The 16,453-nt window shown below is 64.4% G+C and carries 16 protein-coding genes; 7 read left to right on the top strand and 9 right to left on the bottom strand.

The features are described 5' to 3' along the window. Nucleotides 1–46 precede the first annotated feature (46 nt). The 4 genes from JG747_RS29220 to JG747_RS29205 form a co-directional block, all read right to left on the bottom strand. Complete coding sequence (locus tag JG747_RS29220) at nt 47–1,060, bottom strand: DUF937 domain-containing protein (protein WP_202360564.1); 1,014 nt, start codon at nt 1,058–1,060, stop codon at nt 47–49. 89 nt (nt 1,061–1,149) lie between these two features. After that, nucleotides 1,150–2,523 (bottom strand): glutamate--cysteine ligase, encoded by a 1,374-nt coding sequence (locus JG747_RS29215; RefSeq protein WP_019860032.1) that lies wholly within the window; start codon nt 2,521–2,523, stop codon nt 1,150–1,152. A gap of 143 nt (nt 2,524–2,666) precedes the next feature. Then, on the bottom strand, nt 2,667–3,401 hold the full coding sequence (locus JG747_RS29210) for a 16S rRNA (uracil(1498)-N(3))-methyltransferase (protein ID WP_202362374.1): 735 nt from the start codon (nt 3,399–3,401) through the stop codon (nt 2,667–2,669). Nucleotides 3,402–3,432: 31 nt separating this feature from the next. Beyond that, nucleotides 3,433–4,080, bottom strand: a complete 648-nt coding sequence (locus tag JG747_RS29205; RefSeq protein WP_064986444.1) for a hypothetical protein — start codon at nt 4,078–4,080, stop codon at nt 3,433–3,435. 87 nt (nt 4,081–4,167) lie between these two features. On the opposite strand from JG747_RS29205, the gene JG747_RS29200 reads away from it, so the two are divergent. Together JG747_RS29200 and JG747_RS37600 are read left to right on the top strand one after the other, a co-directional pair. Next, a complete protein-coding gene (locus JG747_RS29200; RefSeq protein ID WP_202360563.1) occupies nt 4,168–4,866 on the top strand; it encodes a type 1 glutamine amidotransferase in 699 nt (232 codons plus the stop codon). 294 nt (nt 4,867–5,160) lie between these two features. Continuing rightward, on the top strand, nt 5,161–5,292 hold the full coding sequence (locus JG747_RS37600; RefSeq protein ID WP_257784452.1) for a hypothetical protein: 132 nt from the start codon (nt 5,161–5,163) through the stop codon (nt 5,290–5,292). A 44-nt stretch (nt 5,293–5,336) separates the two neighbouring features. Here JG747_RS37600 and JG747_RS29195 read toward each other — a convergent pair whose 3' ends face one another. The 3 genes from JG747_RS29195 to JG747_RS29185 are packed head-to-tail and all read right to left on the bottom strand — an operon-like array spanning nt 5,337 to nt 8,105. Then, nucleotides 5,337–6,104: a metallophosphoesterase family protein gene (locus JG747_RS29195; protein ID WP_038644895.1), complete on the bottom strand. Its 768-nt coding sequence runs from the start codon at nt 6,102–6,104 to the stop codon at nt 5,337–5,339. Nucleotides 6,105–6,141: 37 nt separating this feature from the next. Next, entirely contained in the window at nt 6,142–7,278 is a 1,137-nt protein-coding gene (locus JG747_RS29190) for an alpha-hydroxy acid oxidase (RefSeq protein WP_202360562.1), read from the bottom strand. A 23-nt stretch (nt 7,279–7,301) separates the two neighbouring features. Beyond that, a complete protein-coding gene (locus tag JG747_RS29185; protein WP_019860026.1) occupies nt 7,302–8,105 on the bottom strand; it encodes an FCD domain-containing protein in 804 nt (267 codons plus the stop codon). A 224-nt stretch (nt 8,106–8,329) separates the two neighbouring features. Here JG747_RS29185 and JG747_RS29180 point away from each other — a divergent pair, with 224 nt between their 5' ends. The 5 genes from JG747_RS29180 (at nt 8,330) to glcF (ending at nt 14,401) form a co-directional block, all read left to right on the top strand. Further along, complete coding sequence (locus tag JG747_RS29180) at nt 8,330–9,652, top strand: DUF3422 family protein (protein WP_010914419.1); 1,323 nt, start codon at nt 8,330–8,332, stop codon at nt 9,650–9,652. Between the two features lie 125 nt (nt 9,653–9,777). Next, complete coding sequence (locus JG747_RS29175; RefSeq protein ID WP_027047180.1) at nt 9,778–11,274, top strand: FAD-linked oxidase C-terminal domain-containing protein; 1,497 nt, start codon at nt 9,778–9,780, stop codon at nt 11,272–11,274. 4 nt (nt 11,275–11,278) lie between these two features. After that, entirely contained in the window at nt 11,279–11,863 is a 585-nt protein-coding gene (locus JG747_RS29170; RefSeq protein WP_202360561.1) for an ASCH domain-containing protein, read from the top strand. Then, complete coding sequence (locus JG747_RS29165) at nt 11,860–13,065, top strand: FAD-binding protein (protein ID WP_202360560.1); 1,206 nt, start codon at nt 11,860–11,862, stop codon at nt 13,063–13,065. Before JG747_RS29170 ends, JG747_RS29165 begins: the two co-directional genes overlap by 4 nt. A 10-nt stretch (nt 13,066–13,075) precedes the next feature. Continuing rightward, the gene (gene glcF, locus JG747_RS29160; RefSeq protein ID WP_202360559.1) at nt 13,076–14,401 is read left to right on the top strand and encodes a glycolate oxidase subunit GlcF; all 1,326 of its coding nucleotides are present in this window, start codon (nt 13,076–13,078) and stop codon (nt 14,399–14,401) included. A 10-nt stretch (nt 14,402–14,411) separates the two neighbouring features. On the opposite strand, the gene JG747_RS29155 is transcribed toward glcF, so the two are convergent. Next, complete coding sequence (locus JG747_RS29155; RefSeq protein ID WP_202360558.1) at nt 14,412–15,326, bottom strand: bifunctional 5,10-methylenetetrahydrofolate dehydrogenase/5,10-methenyltetrahydrofolate cyclohydrolase; 915 nt, start codon at nt 15,324–15,326, stop codon at nt 14,412–14,414. Nucleotides 15,327–15,590: 264 nt separating this feature from the next. Then, on the bottom strand, nt 15,591–16,322 hold the full coding sequence (locus JG747_RS29150) for a L,D-transpeptidase (RefSeq protein ID WP_019860019.1): 732 nt from the start codon (nt 16,320–16,322) through the stop codon (nt 15,591–15,593). Nucleotides 16,323–16,453 lie beyond the last annotated feature (131 nt).

Genomic DNA, 16,453 nt, shown 5'->3' with positions numbered 1-16,453 from the left:
GGCTTTTCTTTTCTGGCTTGCTCAGAAAGGGCCGTAGGTTTGGCGCCTACCGACGGTCCATGTCTCGCTTGAACTGGTCGAAGATCGTTTCCACGCCCTTCTGGTAGTCGTCACGCTGCTGGGCGCCGGTCTCGAACATCTTGCCGAACAGATCGTCGAACGGGTTTCTTGGCCTGCCGCTCGGATTGGTTTGCGGCTGTGGGGCTTGGCGCTGCTGCGGTGCCTGCGGCTGCGGCGCCGGCTGCCCCCCAGGCATGCCGAAGCCACCTCCACCACCTCCGCGCAGCATCTCCTCGAAGATTTTCCCGAGCGGGTTGTCGCCATAGGGGCCCTGCGTCTGCTGCGGCTGCGCCCGGCCTTGCGGTTGCGGGGTACCGCCACCGAACATGTCCTGCAGCACCTTCCCCAACGGATTGTCGCCATAGGGATTGGGTGCCGGCTGCGGCTGCGGTTGCGGTGCGCTGCCGCCGAACATGTCCTGCAAGACCTTGCCGAGGGGGTTGTCCATCGGGTTCTGGGGCTGAGGTGCCTGGCGCTGTTGTGGCGCCGGCGCCTGCATGCCGCCTTGGCGCATCATCTGCTCGATGATCTCGCCGAGCGGATTGTTGCCGCCGCCGAAACCGCCTGCGGCCTGCATCTGACTTGTCGTTTGCTTGAACAGTCCGCCCATCACCATCGAGGCGATCGCCGGCAGCATTTGCTGCAGGATCTGCTGGCTGACGCCGCTCGCCTGCGCCGCCTGGCTGGCGACGGCGCGCGACAGGTCCTTCGAGCCGAACAGATGCCCGAGAATGCCGTTGCCTTCGTCGACGCCTTGCGGCGAGAAGGCGCGCGTCGCGTCCTCGAAATATTTGGCGTGCTGGCCGCTTGCCATCGCCGTCATGAAGGCGCCGAGCCCGTAAGGATCGGCGGTGTTGCGTTGCAACCCTTGCGAAAAGGCCGGCAGCAGGGCGGCGACCGCTGCCTGTGTCTGCTGCATCGAAAGCCCATATTGCTGGGCAAGGGCCTGCATGCCGTTGCCGTTCTGGGCCTGCGCCAGCATGTCGAACAAGGTAGGCATCGGCTTCTCCTCCTGAATTCCTCGGAAGGGAGCCTAATTCGTTTCAATGCTCGATTGAAGCGGCTTTTGCCGCTCCCTAACGCGCGCGGTTAATAGGCGTATTCCATGAACACCGGTTCGATCGAGCCGCCCCAGCGCGTGTGATAGGCTGAAAGCATCTCCTCGGCGCTGGTCGTGCCGCGGGCGACCACCTCGTCCAAAGTGTTGAGGAACGAGGTTTCGTCGTAGCCGTCGCGGTTTTTCTTGCCGCGGTTCTTCAGCCCGGTGCGCGAAATGGCCAGCACATCGCGCGCCATCTCGCGCAGCGTGGCGTTGCGGAAGGGCGCGGCAATGCCGAGCTCGGGCACGGCGTTACGCATCGCCAGCACTTCCTTGTAGGTCCAGCTCGCGGTCAACGCCTCGGCCGCATCGAGTGCCGCCTCGTCATAGAGCAGTCCGACCCAGAAGGCCGGCAGCGCGCAGATGCGCCGCCACGGGCCGCCATCGGCGCCACGCATTTCGAGGAAACGCTTCAGCCGCACGTCGGGGAACAGCGTCGACAGGTGGTTCGCCCAGTCGCCCATGGTCGGCAGGCCGTCCGGCACTTCGTTTCGCGCGGCACCGGCCATGAACTGGCGGAAGGTGATGCGCGTCATATCGTGATAGCGGCCGTCACGGATGACGAAATACATCGGCACGTCGAGCGCCCATTCGACATAGTCGGCGAAACCGAAATCGGGCGAGAAGCAGAATTCGAGCAGGCCCGAGCGCTGGTTGTCGGTGTCGCGCCAGATGTCGCCGCGCCAGCTCTGCAAGCCGTTCGGCCGGCTTTCGGTGAAGGGCGAGTTGGCGAACAGCGCCGTCGACAGTGGCTGCAGCTTCAGCGACACCTGCATCTTGCGGCGCATGTCAGCCTCGCTCTCGAAGTCGAGATTCACCTGGATCGTACAGGTACGGTACATCATGTCGAGGCCCTTGGTGCCGACCTTGGGCATGTAACGCGTCATGATCTCATAGCGCGACTTCGGCATTTTCGGCGTTTCGGCCAGCGACCATTTCGGGCTGCCGCCGAGCCCGAGGAAGCGGATGCCCATCGGCTCGGCGATCTCGCGCACCTGCGCCAGATGCGCATTGCCCTCGCGGCAGGTCTGGTGGATGGTCTCCAGCGGCGCGCCGGAAAGCTCGAACTGGCCGCCGGGCTCCAGCGAAATCGCGCCCTGGCCTGTCGGTTCGACTAGGCCGATGATGCGGCCGTCGTCGATGATCGGATCCCAGCCAAGCTTTGACTGCATGCCTTCGAGGATGGCGCGGATGCCGCGCTCGCCGCCATAGGGCACCGGCGCGTTGCCATCGACATAGAAGGGGAATTTCTCGTGCTCGGTGCCGATGCGCCACTTGTCGCGCGGCTTGTTGCCCTCGGCCAGGTGGTCGACGAGTTCGTCGACGCCTTCGATCGGCCGGAAATCGGTTGTGTCGCGCGCCATGGTTCAGCCCTCAGAGGCGGTCGGGCGACCGCCGGCGGTAAATGGACGAAATGTCAGTAGCCGATCAAGCGAAAAATCCTGAGCCACAGGTCAAGAGGAATTGAAGGCCACGATCCGGGCGGCCTCTTGCACGACATGACGTCCTACCAGTCTCCGACAGTTGCCTGCATCACCGCAAGTGCGGCCACCGCCGCCGTGTCGGCGCGCAGGATGCGCGGACCGAGCGGAATGGCGGTCACGAAGGGCAGGGCGCGCAGCATCTTGCGTTCATCGTCGGAAAAGCCGCCCTCCGGCCCGACCAGCAGCGCGAGCTTCTTCTCCTTTACGGCCTGCAAGGCCGGTAGCGGATTGTTGGTCGAGGCGTCCTCGTCGCAAAAGACGAGCCGCCGCTCCTTGTCCCAGCCGGTCAGCAGGCGTTCGAACTTTTCTGCTTCGCGTACTTCCGGAACCGCCAGGATGCCGCATTGCTCGGCGGCCTCGACGACATTGGCACGCAGCCGATCGATGGACGGCTTGGCCACTTGCGTGTGCTGCGTGATGACAGGCTGCAGGACGCCGGCGCCCATCTCGACCGCTTTCTGCACGAGATAGTCGAGCCGGCCCTGCTTCAGCGGTGCGAAACAATAGATGAGGTCGGGCAGTGGTGGCTGTGGCCGGTGCAAGGTCCGCACCCTGAGTCTGACCGCTTTCTTCGACTTCGCCGCGATGGCCGCCGACCATTCGCCGTCGCGGCCATTGAACAGCAGGATTTCGGCGCCTTCGCCAAGCCGCAGCACATGCATGAGATAATGGCTCTGCTGCTGGTCGATGTCGAACTCGGCATCCGGCCCAAGGTCGTCAGGCACGAACAGACGTTGCATCTTGTAATTGGCGCGCATGGCCGAGGAATGAGCGAGCCGGCGGCTGGCGTCAAGCCTCGGCCGACGGATGCCAAACCGGTCGAAAGCCATGCCGCAGGACGGCAAGCGTTGTCTGCGGGGTCAGCAGCATAAGCGCCTTGTCTTCCAGTTGGCCAAGGCCGGCGGGTGGGCCATATCCGGCGAAGGACCAACGCAACGCCTTGCCGTGACGCAAGGCATAGGCGTTGCCGCCGGTGGCGACCACCGCGCCGTCGGGCAGGCTGGACAGCTCATGCATCGCCACAGCAGGGCGTTTGCCACTCGACGCCAGCCGCTCCTTGTGCAGCCTTTTGTCGACTTGTGGCGCACGGGGTTCGGCAATGCCAAAGGCTTCGCCGAAGCGGCCGACAAAATCCCTGGCCCGTTCGCGCTGGCAAAAGAAGCACGGCCGATGACCGGCGGAAAGCGCCGTCACCTCGTCGAGGAAGAACAGCTCGGTCCAGCCGGCCTTGCCACCAGGACGGTTTTTGCCCATCGGCTCGCGCCGCACATTGCGGAATTGGCATATGCAGATGATCCAGGCCTGAAGCGCCCAGCGCTTCTTCAGCAACGTCTTGGTCGCGGGATCGTGGATGATGCCGCGATTGCCGGTGAACAGTCCGCGCTCGGGCACGGCGTGGATGGTGCCGAACGGATCGACCCGGTTCTGCAGTGGCATAGTTCTCTCCCAGAATACGATCTTGGCTGCAACGCGGGCGGCATGATATCGCTCCTGGCATCATTTTCATGTCAGCAGGGTTTTGCGATGCGGGTGCTGGTGGTTCAGAACTACGACAATACCGGCCTCGGCCAGGTCGGTGCCGCACTTGCTGAAGCCGGCGCCGATCTCGACGTGCGTCTCCCTTACAAGGGTGATCCGCTGCCGGACGACGCCACGGAGCATGATGCCATGGTGGTGCTCGGCGGCGGCCAGAATGCGCTGGCCGATGATGAGTATCCCTATTTCCCAGCACTGCTCGAACTCACCCGCGATTTCGCCGGCAAGGATCGCGCCGTGCTCGGCATCTGCCTTGGCAGCCAGCTCGTCGCCCGCGCCTTCGGCGGCGAGAACCGCATCGGCGGCGCCAATGAATTCGGTTGGTGCGGCGTGTCGCTGACGCCAGACGCCAGGGCCGATCCGGTATTGGCTGAACTGCCGGAAATGTTCCCGATCTTCCAGTGGCACGACGACACGTTCGATCTGCCGCATAACGCCGTGCGGCTGGCCGGCAACGAAGTCGCCGACAACCAGGCGTTCCGTGTCGGCCGCGCTATCTATGGCTTCCAGTTCCATTTCGAGGCCGACCGGCCGATGGTGAAGGACTGGAGTACCTCCTTCGCGTCGACAATCGCTTCGCGGCATCCCGATTGGGCCGAGAGGCTCGATGGCGAAATGGCCGTCAACGGACCCGACGCCGATGCCGCCGGTATGGCGATTGCCCGCGCCTGGGTAGCCACGATCTGAGAGCCTGCCCTCGTGCCTCGCGTGACATACGTGACATAATTGGCACGCAGCCGTGAAACCGGCTGGGGAAAACCCCTTTCTTGGCTTGTGTCAGACCGCCATCCTAGAAGGCGCGCGCTCTGCATCGGCTGTGCAACCGGGATGAACCTTTTGTGTGACCCGTGCGACACACCTCCGATACAGAACGCGCTTAGAAGCGCGAAATCGTCGAAACTTTGAAGCGAATTCTCCGTTTCAACGCATTGGTAACCGCCTGGTGCACAGATGCAGGAAGCTCAACAAGAGATGACGTCCGTGAAAGCAGCTCTTCTGTCCTTTGCCATGTTGTCCGCCATCGTGCTGTGCGGTCTCGGCATCTATTCCGCCGATGCCGCCAACAACCACAACGCCGTCGACGGCTACGGCGTCACCGCCTCGCTTCGCTAGAAAAGCCGGCCCGCTCGCGACGCATCCCTGCGCCGCGGCTGGGCTCAAGCTCCCTTCATAGCCATTTCCAGGATGCGTTTGTCCGCCCCGTCGACGACGAGGGCGGTCAGCATGCCTGACTGCCAGGCAAGCGTGTCGACATTGACGCGGTTGGCCATCACTTCGGCCTCGGGGACGGGTGTGTGGCCGTGCACCACGATCTTTGGGAACAGGCCGGTGTGATCGTGGAAAACGTCGCGGATCCAGATCAGGTCCTGCGGGTTCTGCTTGTCCAGCGGAATGCCTGGCCTGATGCCGGCATGGCAGAAGAAGAAGTCGCCGAACGTTAGCGAGAACGGCAGCGATCGCAGGAAATCGACATGGCCCGGCGGCATCGCCTCAAGCAAGGCCTGATGTCCGCGTCTCATCGTCTCCATCTTGCCGAACCAGCTGGCGTCAGCAGTCAGCGACACGCCATAGGACAGCGCCGTCTGGACGCCGCCATAGCGCATGAAAAGCCCTTCCGGCTCGGGGGTCCTGAGAAAATCGAGAAAGCCGATGTCGTGGTTGCCGGCGAGCATCAGATGGCGAGGATCGCGTTCGCGCGCCGCGATCAGGAAATCGATGACGCCCTTGGAATCCGGTCCGCGGTCGACATAGTCGCCGAGATGGATCACCCGCCAGTCGCGAACCGGTTTCCACTCCAGCTCGCTCTCGATCCGCTGGTGCATGGCTGCCAGCAGGTCGAGCCGGCCATGCACGTCGCCGATGGCGTAAAGACGCACACCTTCCGGCCCATGCGCGTCGAGAAAATGGATGCCGGGTTCCGCCAACGCCTCGTGGTCTCCGTGGTCAGGCTGTCACCGGACCCTAGCGCCGGAGCTGATCCTTGCCCATGTCGGTGACCAGACGCTTTCCGCACAGAGCCAGCGTGATGTCCATCTCCTTGCGGATGATTTCCAACGCTTTGGTAACCCCTTCCTTGCCGAGCGCGCCCAGGCCGTAAAGGAATGGCCGGCCGATATAGGTGCCCTTGGCGCCGAGACAGAGCGCTTTCAGCACGTCCTGGCCGGAGCGGATGCCGCCGTCCATATGCACCTCGATCTTGTCGCCGACCGCGTCCGCGATTTCTTCCAGCGCCATGATCGAGGACGATGCGCCGTCGAGCTGGCGCCCGCCATGGTTGGAAACCACGATCGCGTCGGCGCCGGTCTTGGCCGCCATCAGCGCGTCCTCCTTGTCGAGGATGCCTTTCAGGATCAGCTTGCCGCCCCAGCGTTCCTTGATCCAGGCGACATCTTTCCACGACAGCTGCGGGTCGAACTGCTCGTTTGTCCAGGACGACAGTGAAGAGACGTCACCGACACCCTTGGCGTGGCCGACGATGTTGCGGAAGGTGCGGCGCTTGGTGCCGGCGATACCCAGGCACCAGCGCGGCTTGCTGGCCAGGTCAATGATGTTGGCCAGCGTCATCTTGGGCGGCGCCGAAAGCCCGTTGCGCACATCCTTGTGGCGCTGGCCGAGGATCTGCAGGTCGAGCGTCAGCACCAGCGCCGAGCATTTCGCCGCTTTTGCCCGATCGATCAAATCGAGCACGAAATCCTTGTCGCGCAGCACATAGAGCTGGAACCAGAACGGTTTCGTCGTCGCCGAGGCGACATCTTCGATCGAGCAGATGCTCATCGTCGACAGGGTGAAAGGCACACCGAATTCCTCGGCCGCCTGCGCCGCCAGCATCTCGCCATCGGCATGCTGCATGCCGGTCAGGCCGGTGGGCGCCAGCGCCACCGGCATCGACACTTTCTGGCCGATCATGGTCGATTCCAGTGAGCGGTTGCTCATGTCGACCATCACGCGCTGGCGGAACTTGATCTTCTGGAAGTCCTCCTCGTTGGCCCGATAGGTGCTCTCGGTCCAGGCGCCGGAATCGGCATAGTCGAAGAACATCTTGGGCACGCGCCGGCGGGCGAGATCCTTGAGGTCCGCGATGGTGATAATGTCGCTCATGATGTCCCTGCTTGATCGTACTACTAGGAGCGCCTGCGCGCCGGTTCGGTGTCGCCGGCTTCCGAACGCTGCCGCAACCGCAGCCGTGACACGCGTTGCCAGTCGCCGCTACGCTCGGCTTCGGCCATCGACCGCTCGACATAGGTCATGTGGTCCATTGCCGCGTGCCGGGCAGCGTGGGGATCGCCGGCCTTGACCGCGGCGTGGATTGCCTTGTGCTGCGCCAGCAGCGCCTCGCGCGCGCCAGGCACGGTGAAGACCAGCAGCCGGTTCTGGAAGACGCCTTCCGACAAAAGCCGGTAGCAGGAACGCAGCGTGTGCAAGAGCAGGATGTTGTGCGCGCATTCGCAGATCGCTTGGTGGAACTCGACGTCGATCTCGGCCTCGTCGTCGAAATCGCCGGTGCGATGCGCCTCGTCCATGCGCGCCATGATGCGGTCGAGCAGCGCCAGATCCTCGGGGGTGGCGCGCCGCGCCGCATATTCGGCGGCTATGCCTTCGATCTCGCGGCGATATTCCAGATAATCGGTCACCGCCTTGCGATGCGTCGAGATCAGGTCGGCCACCGGCTTGGTGAACAGCTGGCCGATGATGTCGGCGACATGCGTGCCGCCGCCGGCCTTGGTCGTCAGCAGCCCGCGCCCTTCCAGCGCCTTCAGCGCGTCGCGCAGGATCGGCCGCGATACGTCGAACTGGCGTGCCAGTTCGCGCTCGCCCGGCAGCCGGTCGCCGGTGCGCAGCACGCCTTCGAGGATGAGGCTCTCGATCTGCTGCACCACCTCGTCGGCGGTGCGCGAATGCTCGATCCTGGAAAAAATATCGCTCAACAGCTGTGCCTGGGAATTGAACCGGTGTCGCGCAGGATAAAGCCTGCGTCGCCAACTGGTCAAATTATTTATCCAATTGGTCGAAGCGTGTCGGTTTCGCCGCGCGGCGCAATATCATCTTCGGCTAAACTTTGCTGTTTGCGTCGTCAGCCTATTGGCTCTAGAGGGACGCGACTGCCAAAAGGTCAGAGAAAGAGGGTCTAGAGAACCCCGGGGGACAAGCCGTGTCAGACGACCCGTCCAATCTCGAATTCCAGCCGCGCGCCAAGGGCAGCGTCATGGGTTTCCCCGCGCATGAGGGCCGGCCCGGCGCGCTGGGAGAGGTCCATGCCCGGCCGCATCCGCTGATCGAGAAGCCGCGCGTCCTGGTGCAACTCGCCTTCATGACCGAGGGTGGCTCCGGCGTCGACCATGCCGTGCTTTCCGAACTGTCGCGGCGCCTCGGTATCGCCGCGCCCGATCGCCAGGCCCGTCACCATGCGATGAAGTGGGGCAAGGGTTCGCTGCGTTGGGAACGGCATACGGAGTTCTCGACCTATCTCTGGGAAGGCCCGCTTTCCGAAAGCGGCAGGGCGCAGGAGGATACGCCCTTCGGCAACGGCTTTTCGCCGCCGGGCACCGTCATTTCGGGCATTCGGCTGGAGATCCGCAAATGGACGCAGACGAGCGAGCGGCTGATTGCGGCTTTCGACCCGACCAGCCTGTGCTACTCGCTGGTTGAGCGCGGCAACGCAGCCATCGTCACGGATTTCCGCCAGGATGGCGACGGCATGACCCGCATCTTGGTGCTCGACCGTGGCCTGACGCCCGCGCGTACCGGGGCGCTGTCGCAGCGGCTGATCGACATCGAGACCTACCGGACGCTCGCCATGCTCGGCCTGCCGCTGGCACTGACCTTGTCCGGCCGCGCCCGCCGCATCGAGGACAGGCTGGCGCAGACCACGCTGGAAATGAAGGTTGCCGAGACCCGTGACAGCCAGACTTTGCTCGCCGACCTGACCGAACTTGCCGCCGAACTGGAGGCCGACGCTGCCTCCAGCCTCTACCGCTTCGGCGCCAGCCGCGCCTATGACGGCATTGTCGTCGAGCGGCTGGAAGCGCTCGAGGAAGAGGCCGTGCCCGGCTATGACACCTGGGGTGGGTTCCTGCAGCGCCGCGTTGCGCCTGCCATGCGCACCTGCCGCTCGGTCGAGGAGCGGCAAGCCAATCTGTCGCGCAAACTGACCCGCGCCACGACGCTGCTGCGCACCTGGGTCGATGTCGAGGTCGAGAAGCAGAATCGTGACCTGCTCGCCTCGATGAACAACCGCGCCCGGCTGCAACTGCGCCTGCAGCAGACCGTCGAGGGCCTCTCGGTCGCCGCCGTCTCCTACTATGTCGTCGGGCTCATCGGTTATGTCGCCAAGGGCGCCTCGATCTTCGGCCATGCTTTCGCGCCGGAAGTCGTCACCGCCGCCTCGGTGCCGGTCGCCATCCTGCTGGTCTGGTGGGGCGTGCGCCGCGTGCGGCGGATGCATTCCGAGCCGGCCAAGCACCCGGGCGAATAGCGGCAGATTGCCGCTGCGGAAACCTGTCCCGGCCCGACGCGGGTGCCTCCCATCACCGCGGCATTTGCAAGCAGCGCGCTTCACTGGTAAAAGATTTTGACCAGTGAAGCAAAATGAGGCTGCTGATGTCCGGCCTGGCCATGCCGAAACCAGACGACGCCACGATGCGCCGGCGCGAAGAGATCGTCGCCGACATGCGCATCATCGTGCCGGGCGAGGGCGTGGTCGACGCCGCTAACGCCATGCGCGCCTTCGAGAGCGATGGCCTGACCGCCTATCGGCAATTGCCGCTGGTCGTCGTTCTGCCCGAGACGGTGGCGCAGGTCTCCCGGGTGCTGAAATACTGCAACGATCGCAACATCCGCGTCGTGCCGCGCGGTTCCGGCACCTCGCTGTCGGGTGGTGCGCTGCCGCTGGAAGACGCGGTGCTTCTGGTGATGAGCCGCTTCAACCGCATCCTGGCGATCGATTTTCCAAATCGCATCGTCGTCGCCCAGCCGGGCGTCACCAATCTCGGCATCACCACCGCCGTCGAGCAGGAGGGCTTTTACTACGCCCCCGATCCATCCTCCCAGATCGCCTGCTCGATCGGCGGCAATGTCGCGGAGAATTCCGGCGGCGTGCACTGCCTGAAATACGGCCTCACCGCCAACAATGTGCTCGGCATCGAGATGGTGCTGATGAATGGCGAGGTGGTGCGGCTCGGCGGCAGCCATCTCGACGCCGAAGGCTACGATCTGCTTGGCGTGATGACCGGTTCGGAAGGCCTGCTCGGCGTCGTCACCGAGGTTACGGTGCGCATCCTGAAGAAGCCGGAAACGGCGCGCGCGCTGCTGATCGGCTTTCCGACCAGCGAGCAGGGCGGCCAGTGCGTCGCCGACATTATCGGCGCCGGCATCATCCCCGGCGGCATGGAAATGATGGACCGGCCGGCGATCCATGCCGCTGAGGATTTCGTCCATGCCGGCTATCCCCTCGATGTCGAGGCGTTGCTGATCGTCGAGCTCGACGGGCCGGGCGTCGAGGTCGATCACCTCATCACCGCTGTCGAGGCGATCGCCATAAGCAACGGCTCGACCACCTGCCGCATCTCGCAATCCGAGCAGGAGCGGCTGAGCTTCTGGGCCGGCCGCAAGGCGGCCTTCCCGGCGGTCGGCCGCATCTCGCCCGACTACTACTGCATGGACGGCACCATCCCGCGCAAGGAATTGCCGCGCGTGCTCGCCGGCATGCGCGAGTTGTCGGAAAAATACGGTCTCGGCGTCGCCAATGTCTTCCACGCCGGCGACGGCAATCTGCATCCGCTGATCCTCTACGATGCCAATGTTCCCGGCGAACTCGACAAGGCCGAAAGTTTTGGCGCCGATATATTGCGCCTCTGCGTCAAGGTCGGCGGCGTGCTGACAGGCGAACATGGGGTTGGGGTCGAGAAGCGCGATCTGATGCCGGAAATGTTCAACCAGGTCGATCTCGACCAGCAGATGCGCGTCAAATGCGCCTTCGACCCCAACCATCTGCTCAACCCGGGAAAAGTCTTCCCGCAACTGCGCCGTTGCGCCGAGCTTGGGCGCATGCATGTGCACCGGGGGCAGGTGGCATTTCCGGACATTCCGAGGTTTTGAGGGGATGCTGTTCCGGGACCAGACCCTTGCGGCCATTGCGTTGGGCGAAGTGACGCTCGCCTTTCGCCGCTGGAAGCGACCGACGGTCAAGGCTGGCGGGCGGGTGAGAACGGCGTCGGGTGTCGTGCTGATCGGCGGTATCGCGGTCGTGGAGATGTCCGCATTGTCGGAAAAGGATTCGAGTGCCGCCGGCTTTCCAACACTCGAAGCTCTTCGGGAGATGCTGGGGTCCGACGACGGCGCCCCGGTCTATCGCATCGAACTCATCGGTCTTGAACCCGACGAACGGGTTGCCTTGCGCGGCGAGGCTTCGCTTTCCGATGCGGACTGGCACGCCCTGACCGCACGCTTTGCCCGCTGGGACAAGACGGCACCCGGCTATTTCCCGTCGATCCTGCGGGCAATCGGCGCGCATCCGGAAGTGCGGGCGGCTGACCTGGCGGCCAAGGCCGGGGTCGAGACGCTGAAGTTCAAGCGGGATGTCCGCAAGCTTGGGGAATTCGGGCTCACCGAGAGCCTCGAGATCGGTTACCGGCTGTCGCCAAGGGGCGAAGCCGTGCTCGAAAAACTCAGGGAGCACAGGCTTTGACGACTTTGACCCCGACGACGTCAGACGAGGTCCTGTCCACCATTGCCTGGGCGGTGGGGGAAGAGACGCCGCTCGAAATCATCGGCCACGGCTCCAAGCGCGGCATTGGCCGGCCGCTGCAGACGGAACACACGCTCGACCTGTCGACACTCACCGGCGTGACCCTCTATGAACCCGCCGAACTGGTGCTGTCGGCAAAGGCCGGTACGCCTTTGGCCGATATCGAAAAGCTGCTGGCGGAAAACGGCCAGCAACTGGCCTTCGAGCCGATGGACTATGGCCCGCTGCTCGGCGGCGAGCCGAGCAAAGGTACGATCGGCGGCGTGCTTGGCGCGAACCTCTCCGGTCCGCGCCGGCTGAAGGCCGGTGCGGCGCGCGATCATATCCTCGGCATCAACGTCGTGTCCGGCCGGGGTGAAGCTTTCAAGTCCGGCGGCCGCGTGGTCAAGAATGTCACCGGCTACGACATGTCGAAGCTGATGGCCAACAGCTGGGGCACGCTCGCCGTTTTCACCGACGTCACTTTCAAGGTGCTGCCATCAGCCGAGACCGAGGTGACGCTCGCTATCCGTGGGCTGCTCGACGATGCCGCGGCAAGTGCCATGGCGCTGGCGCTCGGGTCCAGTGCCGAAGTGTCGAGCGCTGCCCATCTGCCGGAGCGCATTGCCGCGCGCGTCGCCGGCGGTGCGCTCGGCAGCGACGCCGCCACGCTGCTGCGCGTTGAAGGTTTTGGCCCGTCGGTCGCCTATCGCATCGCCGCGCTGAAGACGCTGCTCGGCAAGGCCGGGCCGCTGGAGGAGATTGCCGGCGAGGCTTCGCATCTGATCTGGCGCGATGTGCGCGATATCAGGCCGTTCGCCGACGGCAGCGAGAAACCGGTCTGGCGCGTGTCGATGGCGCCCTTTCACGCGCATCAGATGGTGCTGACCCTGCGCATGCAGGCGGCCGCCAGCGCCTTCTATGACTGGCAGGGCGGGCTGGTGTGGCTGCGCATGGAAGAGGGCGACCCCGAAGCCGCCCTGCTGCGCGGCCTGTTGCGCAAACATGGCGGCGGCCATGCGACGCTGGTGCGCGCCGCCCCTGCCCATCGCGCCGCGCTGCCGGTGTTCGAGCCGCAGCCGCCGGCGCTGGCAGCGCTCAGCCAGCGGCTGAAGCAGGAATTCGACCCGAAAAACATCCTCAATCCCGGCCGCATGGCCTAGGACATCAGCGATGCAGACGAATTTCTCATCCGCCCAGCTCGCCGACCCGCATGTCGCGGAATCCGAAAAGATCCTGCGCAAATGCGTGCATTGCGGCTTCTGCACGGCCACTTGCCCGACCTATGTGACGCTCGGCAACGAGCTCGATTCGCCGCGCGGGCGCATCTATTTGATCAAGGACATGCTGGAGAACGGCCGTCCGGCCGACAAGGAGATCGTCACCCATATCGACCGCTGCCTGTCGTGCCTTGCCTGCATGACCACTTGCCCTTCGGGTGTGAACTACATGCACCTGGTCGACCATGCCCGCGCCCACATCCAGGAGACCTATGACAGGCCGCTGCTCGACCGCTTGACGCGCGCCATGCTGGCCTTCGTGCTGCCCTATCCCTGGCGTTTTCGCGCCGCTCTCAGACTGGCGAAACTCGGCAAGCCCTTCATCGGCCTGTTCGAGAAGCTGCCGGCGCTAAAGCCGCTCGCCGCCATGCTTAAGCTCGCGCCGGCCTCGATCCCGGCAGCCTCGCCGATGGCCTCGCCGGGCGTCCATGCCGGGCAGGGGGCCAAAAAGGGCCGCGTCGCCATTCTCACCGGCTGCGCGCAATCGGTACTCGATCCCGCCATAAACGACACGACGATTTCGCTGCTGACGCGCCTCGGCGTCGACGTCGTGGTGCCGCCCGGTGAGGGCTGCTGCGGCGCATTGGTCCATCATATGGGGCGAGAAGAGGCCGCACTTGCCTCGGCAAGACAGAATGTCGATGCCTGGACGCGCACCATAGACCAGGGCGGGCTCGACGCCATCATCATCACCGCGTCCGGTTGCGGCACGACGATCAAGGACTATGGCTTCATGCTGCGGCTCGATCCGGCCTATGCGGAGAAAGCCGCGCGGGTGTCGGCGCTGGCCAAGGACATCACCGAATATCTGGCAAGCCTCGACTTGCCGGAGCCGGTGCGCAAGCCAGGTACTATCGTCGCCTATCACTCCGCTTGTTCGATGCAGCACGGCCAGAAGATCACACGCCAGCCGAAAGAGTTGCTGGCCAAGGCCGGCTTCATTGTGCGCGAGCCGCGCGAGGGTCATCTGTGCTGCGGCTCGGCCGGCACCTACAACATCCTGCAATCCGAGATTTCAGCCAAGCTGCGCGACCGCAAGGTCAGGAATATCGAGGCGACCGGGGCTTCGATCGTGGCCACCGGCAACATCGGCTGCATCACCCAGATTGCGTCGGCCGCCAGCATGCCCGTCATACATACCATCAAGCTGCTTGACTGGGCCTATGGCGGGCCAAAGCCGGAGGGTGTTCGCGACGAGAGCCTAATCGCCGCGGAGTAGGGATCGGCGCTTACTCCGCCGCCAGCCTGTCCGCGGTGCCGTAGGTCGCCTCGTACAGCGCGCGCTGGCGGCTGAGCGCCACCATCGTGTTGCGCAGCAGGATCGCCACCGTGATCGGGCCGACGCCGCCCGGTACCGGCGTAATCCAGGAGGCCACGTCTTTCACACTGTCGGTGTCGACGTCGCCGACGATGCGGCTCGTCCCATCGGGTCCGATCTCGGAATTGATGCCGATATCGATGACGGCAGCCCCTGGCTTGACCATGTCGGCCTTGATCAGCCGCGGCTTGCCCACGGCGACGAACAGCGCGTCGGCGCGGCGCGCATGCGCTGCGACCGATCGCGTCATGTGATGGCAGACCGTGACCGTCGCGCCTTCGCTCATCAAGAGGAAAGCGATCGGCTTGCCGACGATTTCCGAATGGCCGACGATGACGACTTCCAGCCCCTTGGGGTCAAGGCCGGTCTCCTTGAGCAGTTCGACGGATGCAGCCGCCGTGCAGGGCGCCAGATCAAGCTGGTTGTAGACGATGTTGCCGATCGAAGCCGGGTGCATGCCTTCGACATCCTTGAGCGGATGCACAGCCGCCTGCAGCGTCTTGACCGAAATATGCGCCGGCACCGGCCGCTGGATGATGATGCCGGTGACGCGCGGATCGGCGTTCAGGCCGTGCGCTTCCAGTTCGCCCGAGGTGATGGTGGCGGGAAAACGCCGTTCCTCGAAATCGATGCCGGCAAGCTGCGCCTTGGCGCGTTGGTTGCGCACATAGACATCCACGGCATCGGTATCGCCGACGGTGATCGAGATCAGCTTGGGCGGAAAACCCTCGGCCTTGGCAATCGCCGCATCCTCGCGCACGGCTGCGATGATGCGCTGGGCAACCGGGCCGCCCTTGAGATAGCGGCTGTCGTCGGGCAGGGACATGGGAGGGACTCTTTGCTTGCGTTGGCGCCGACATAGCAAAGGACCGCCGAAAATGGCAGCATGAAAGCGAAGCGCCATGCCTTCTGCGCGACGCAACGACGCGGGCTTTGTCGCTGGGACAGGATGCCGATCAAAGAAGAAGGGCAGCGCGGTTTCCCGTGCTGCCCTTCCTGACTGACCGCATCCCCATACGGCCCGTCCCCCGTTGTTCCTTCCGACTTCAGGAAACGATGTGCTTCCCGACCAGGTGATTCGCTGCAGCTACTATATCACCTCGACCGTGGTTCCGACATTGACCCGCTCATAAAGGTCGACCACGTCCTCGTTGCGCATGCGGATGCAGCCAGACGACACCGCGCCGCCGATCGTCCATGGCTGGTTGGTGCCATGGATGCGGTATTCGGTCGTGCCGAGATAGAGCGCGCGGGCGCCGAGCGGGTTCTCGATGCCGCCGGCCAGATAGGTCGGCAGATAACGGCCCTTGGCGGCTTCGCGCTTGATCATCTGCGCCGGCGGGCGCCAGTCCGGCCACTCGCGCTTGTTGGTGATCTTGTGCGTGCCCGACCATTCGAAGCCGGGCTTGCCGGTGCCGACGCCGTAGCGCCGCGCCTTGCCGTTCTTCTCGACCAGATAGAGAAAATTCTGCGTCGTATCGATGACGATCGTGCCCGGCTTCTGCGTGCCGTCATAGGCGACTTCCTGCGGCAGGTAGATCGGATTGATCTGCGGGCGCATGACCATGCGCTTCGCCGGTGCCTGCACTGCCGCCGTCTGCACGCGGTCTGGCTGTGCCGGTTGCGCGGTGCGCAGGCGCGGCTGCTGGCGGTTCTGCCGCACGATGCCGGGCGCATTGCCGAGCTGCAGCACCCAGGGGGCTGAAAGGTCGGGGCTCACCATCACAGGCGGCCTGTCGGCATAGCGGTCGCCAGCGGCCGAGGGTGTGACGCCGGCAAACACAGCCACGGCGCCGAACACGGAAAACACAACTCTCTTCATCGGGAACGCACCTTAGATCGTCTGATACACCGGGTGGAAACGCTCCCCGGTCCAGCGATCATTGGCGCGCAAGCAGCAACCGAAACATGAATCGGAATGCGTAAAATGCGGCTTTGTCAGTAAACCTTTTG

The sequence above is a fragment of the Mesorhizobium sp. 131-3-5 genome (genome assembly GCF_016756575.1).
Taxonomy (GTDB): Bacteria; Pseudomonadota; Alphaproteobacteria; order Rhizobiales; family Rhizobiaceae; genus Mesorhizobium; species Mesorhizobium jarvisii.
The sequence above is the reverse complement of the archived record's forward strand: the minus strand, read 5'-3'. Positions and strand labels throughout refer to the sequence as shown.

What these genes read in the sequence shown, in the direction of transcription:
- JG747_RS29220 (WP_202360564.1), bottom strand. Translation starts at nt 1,060, where the DNA reads ATGCCTACCTTGTTCGACATGCTGGCGCAGGCCCAGAACGGCAACGGC.
- JG747_RS29215 (WP_019860032.1), bottom strand. Translation starts at nt 2,523, where the DNA reads ATGGCGCGCGACACAACCGATTTCCGGCCGATCGAAGGCGTCGACGAA.
- JG747_RS29210 (WP_202362374.1), bottom strand. Translation starts at nt 3,401, where the DNA reads ATGCGCGCCAATTACAAGATGCAACGTCTGTTCGTGCCTGACGACCTT.
- JG747_RS29205 (WP_064986444.1), bottom strand. Translation starts at nt 4,080, where the DNA reads ATGCCACTGCAGAACCGGGTCGATCCGTTCGGCACCATCCACGCCGTG.
- JG747_RS29200 (WP_202360563.1), top strand. Translation starts at nt 4,168, where the DNA reads ATGCGGGTGCTGGTGGTTCAGAACTACGACAATACCGGCCTCGGCCAG.
- JG747_RS29190 (WP_202360562.1), bottom strand. Translation starts at nt 7,278, where the DNA reads ATGAGCGACATTATCACCATCGCGGACCTCAAGGATCTCGCCCGCCGG.
- JG747_RS29175 (WP_027047180.1), top strand. Translation starts at nt 9,778, where the DNA reads ATGTCCGGCCTGGCCATGCCGAAACCAGACGACGCCACGATGCGCCGG.
- JG747_RS29170 (WP_202360561.1), top strand. Translation starts at nt 11,279, where the DNA reads ATGCTGTTCCGGGACCAGACCCTTGCGGCCATTGCGTTGGGCGAAGTG.
- glcF (WP_202360559.1), top strand. Translation starts at nt 13,076, where the DNA reads ATGCAGACGAATTTCTCATCCGCCCAGCTCGCCGACCCGCATGTCGCG.
- JG747_RS29155 (WP_202360558.1), bottom strand. Translation starts at nt 15,326, where the DNA reads ATGTCCCTGCCCGACGACAGCCGCTATCTCAAGGGCGGCCCGGTTGCC.
- JG747_RS29150 (WP_019860019.1), bottom strand. Translation starts at nt 16,322, where the DNA reads ATGAAGAGAGTTGTGTTTTCCGTGTTCGGCGCCGTGGCTGTGTTTGCC.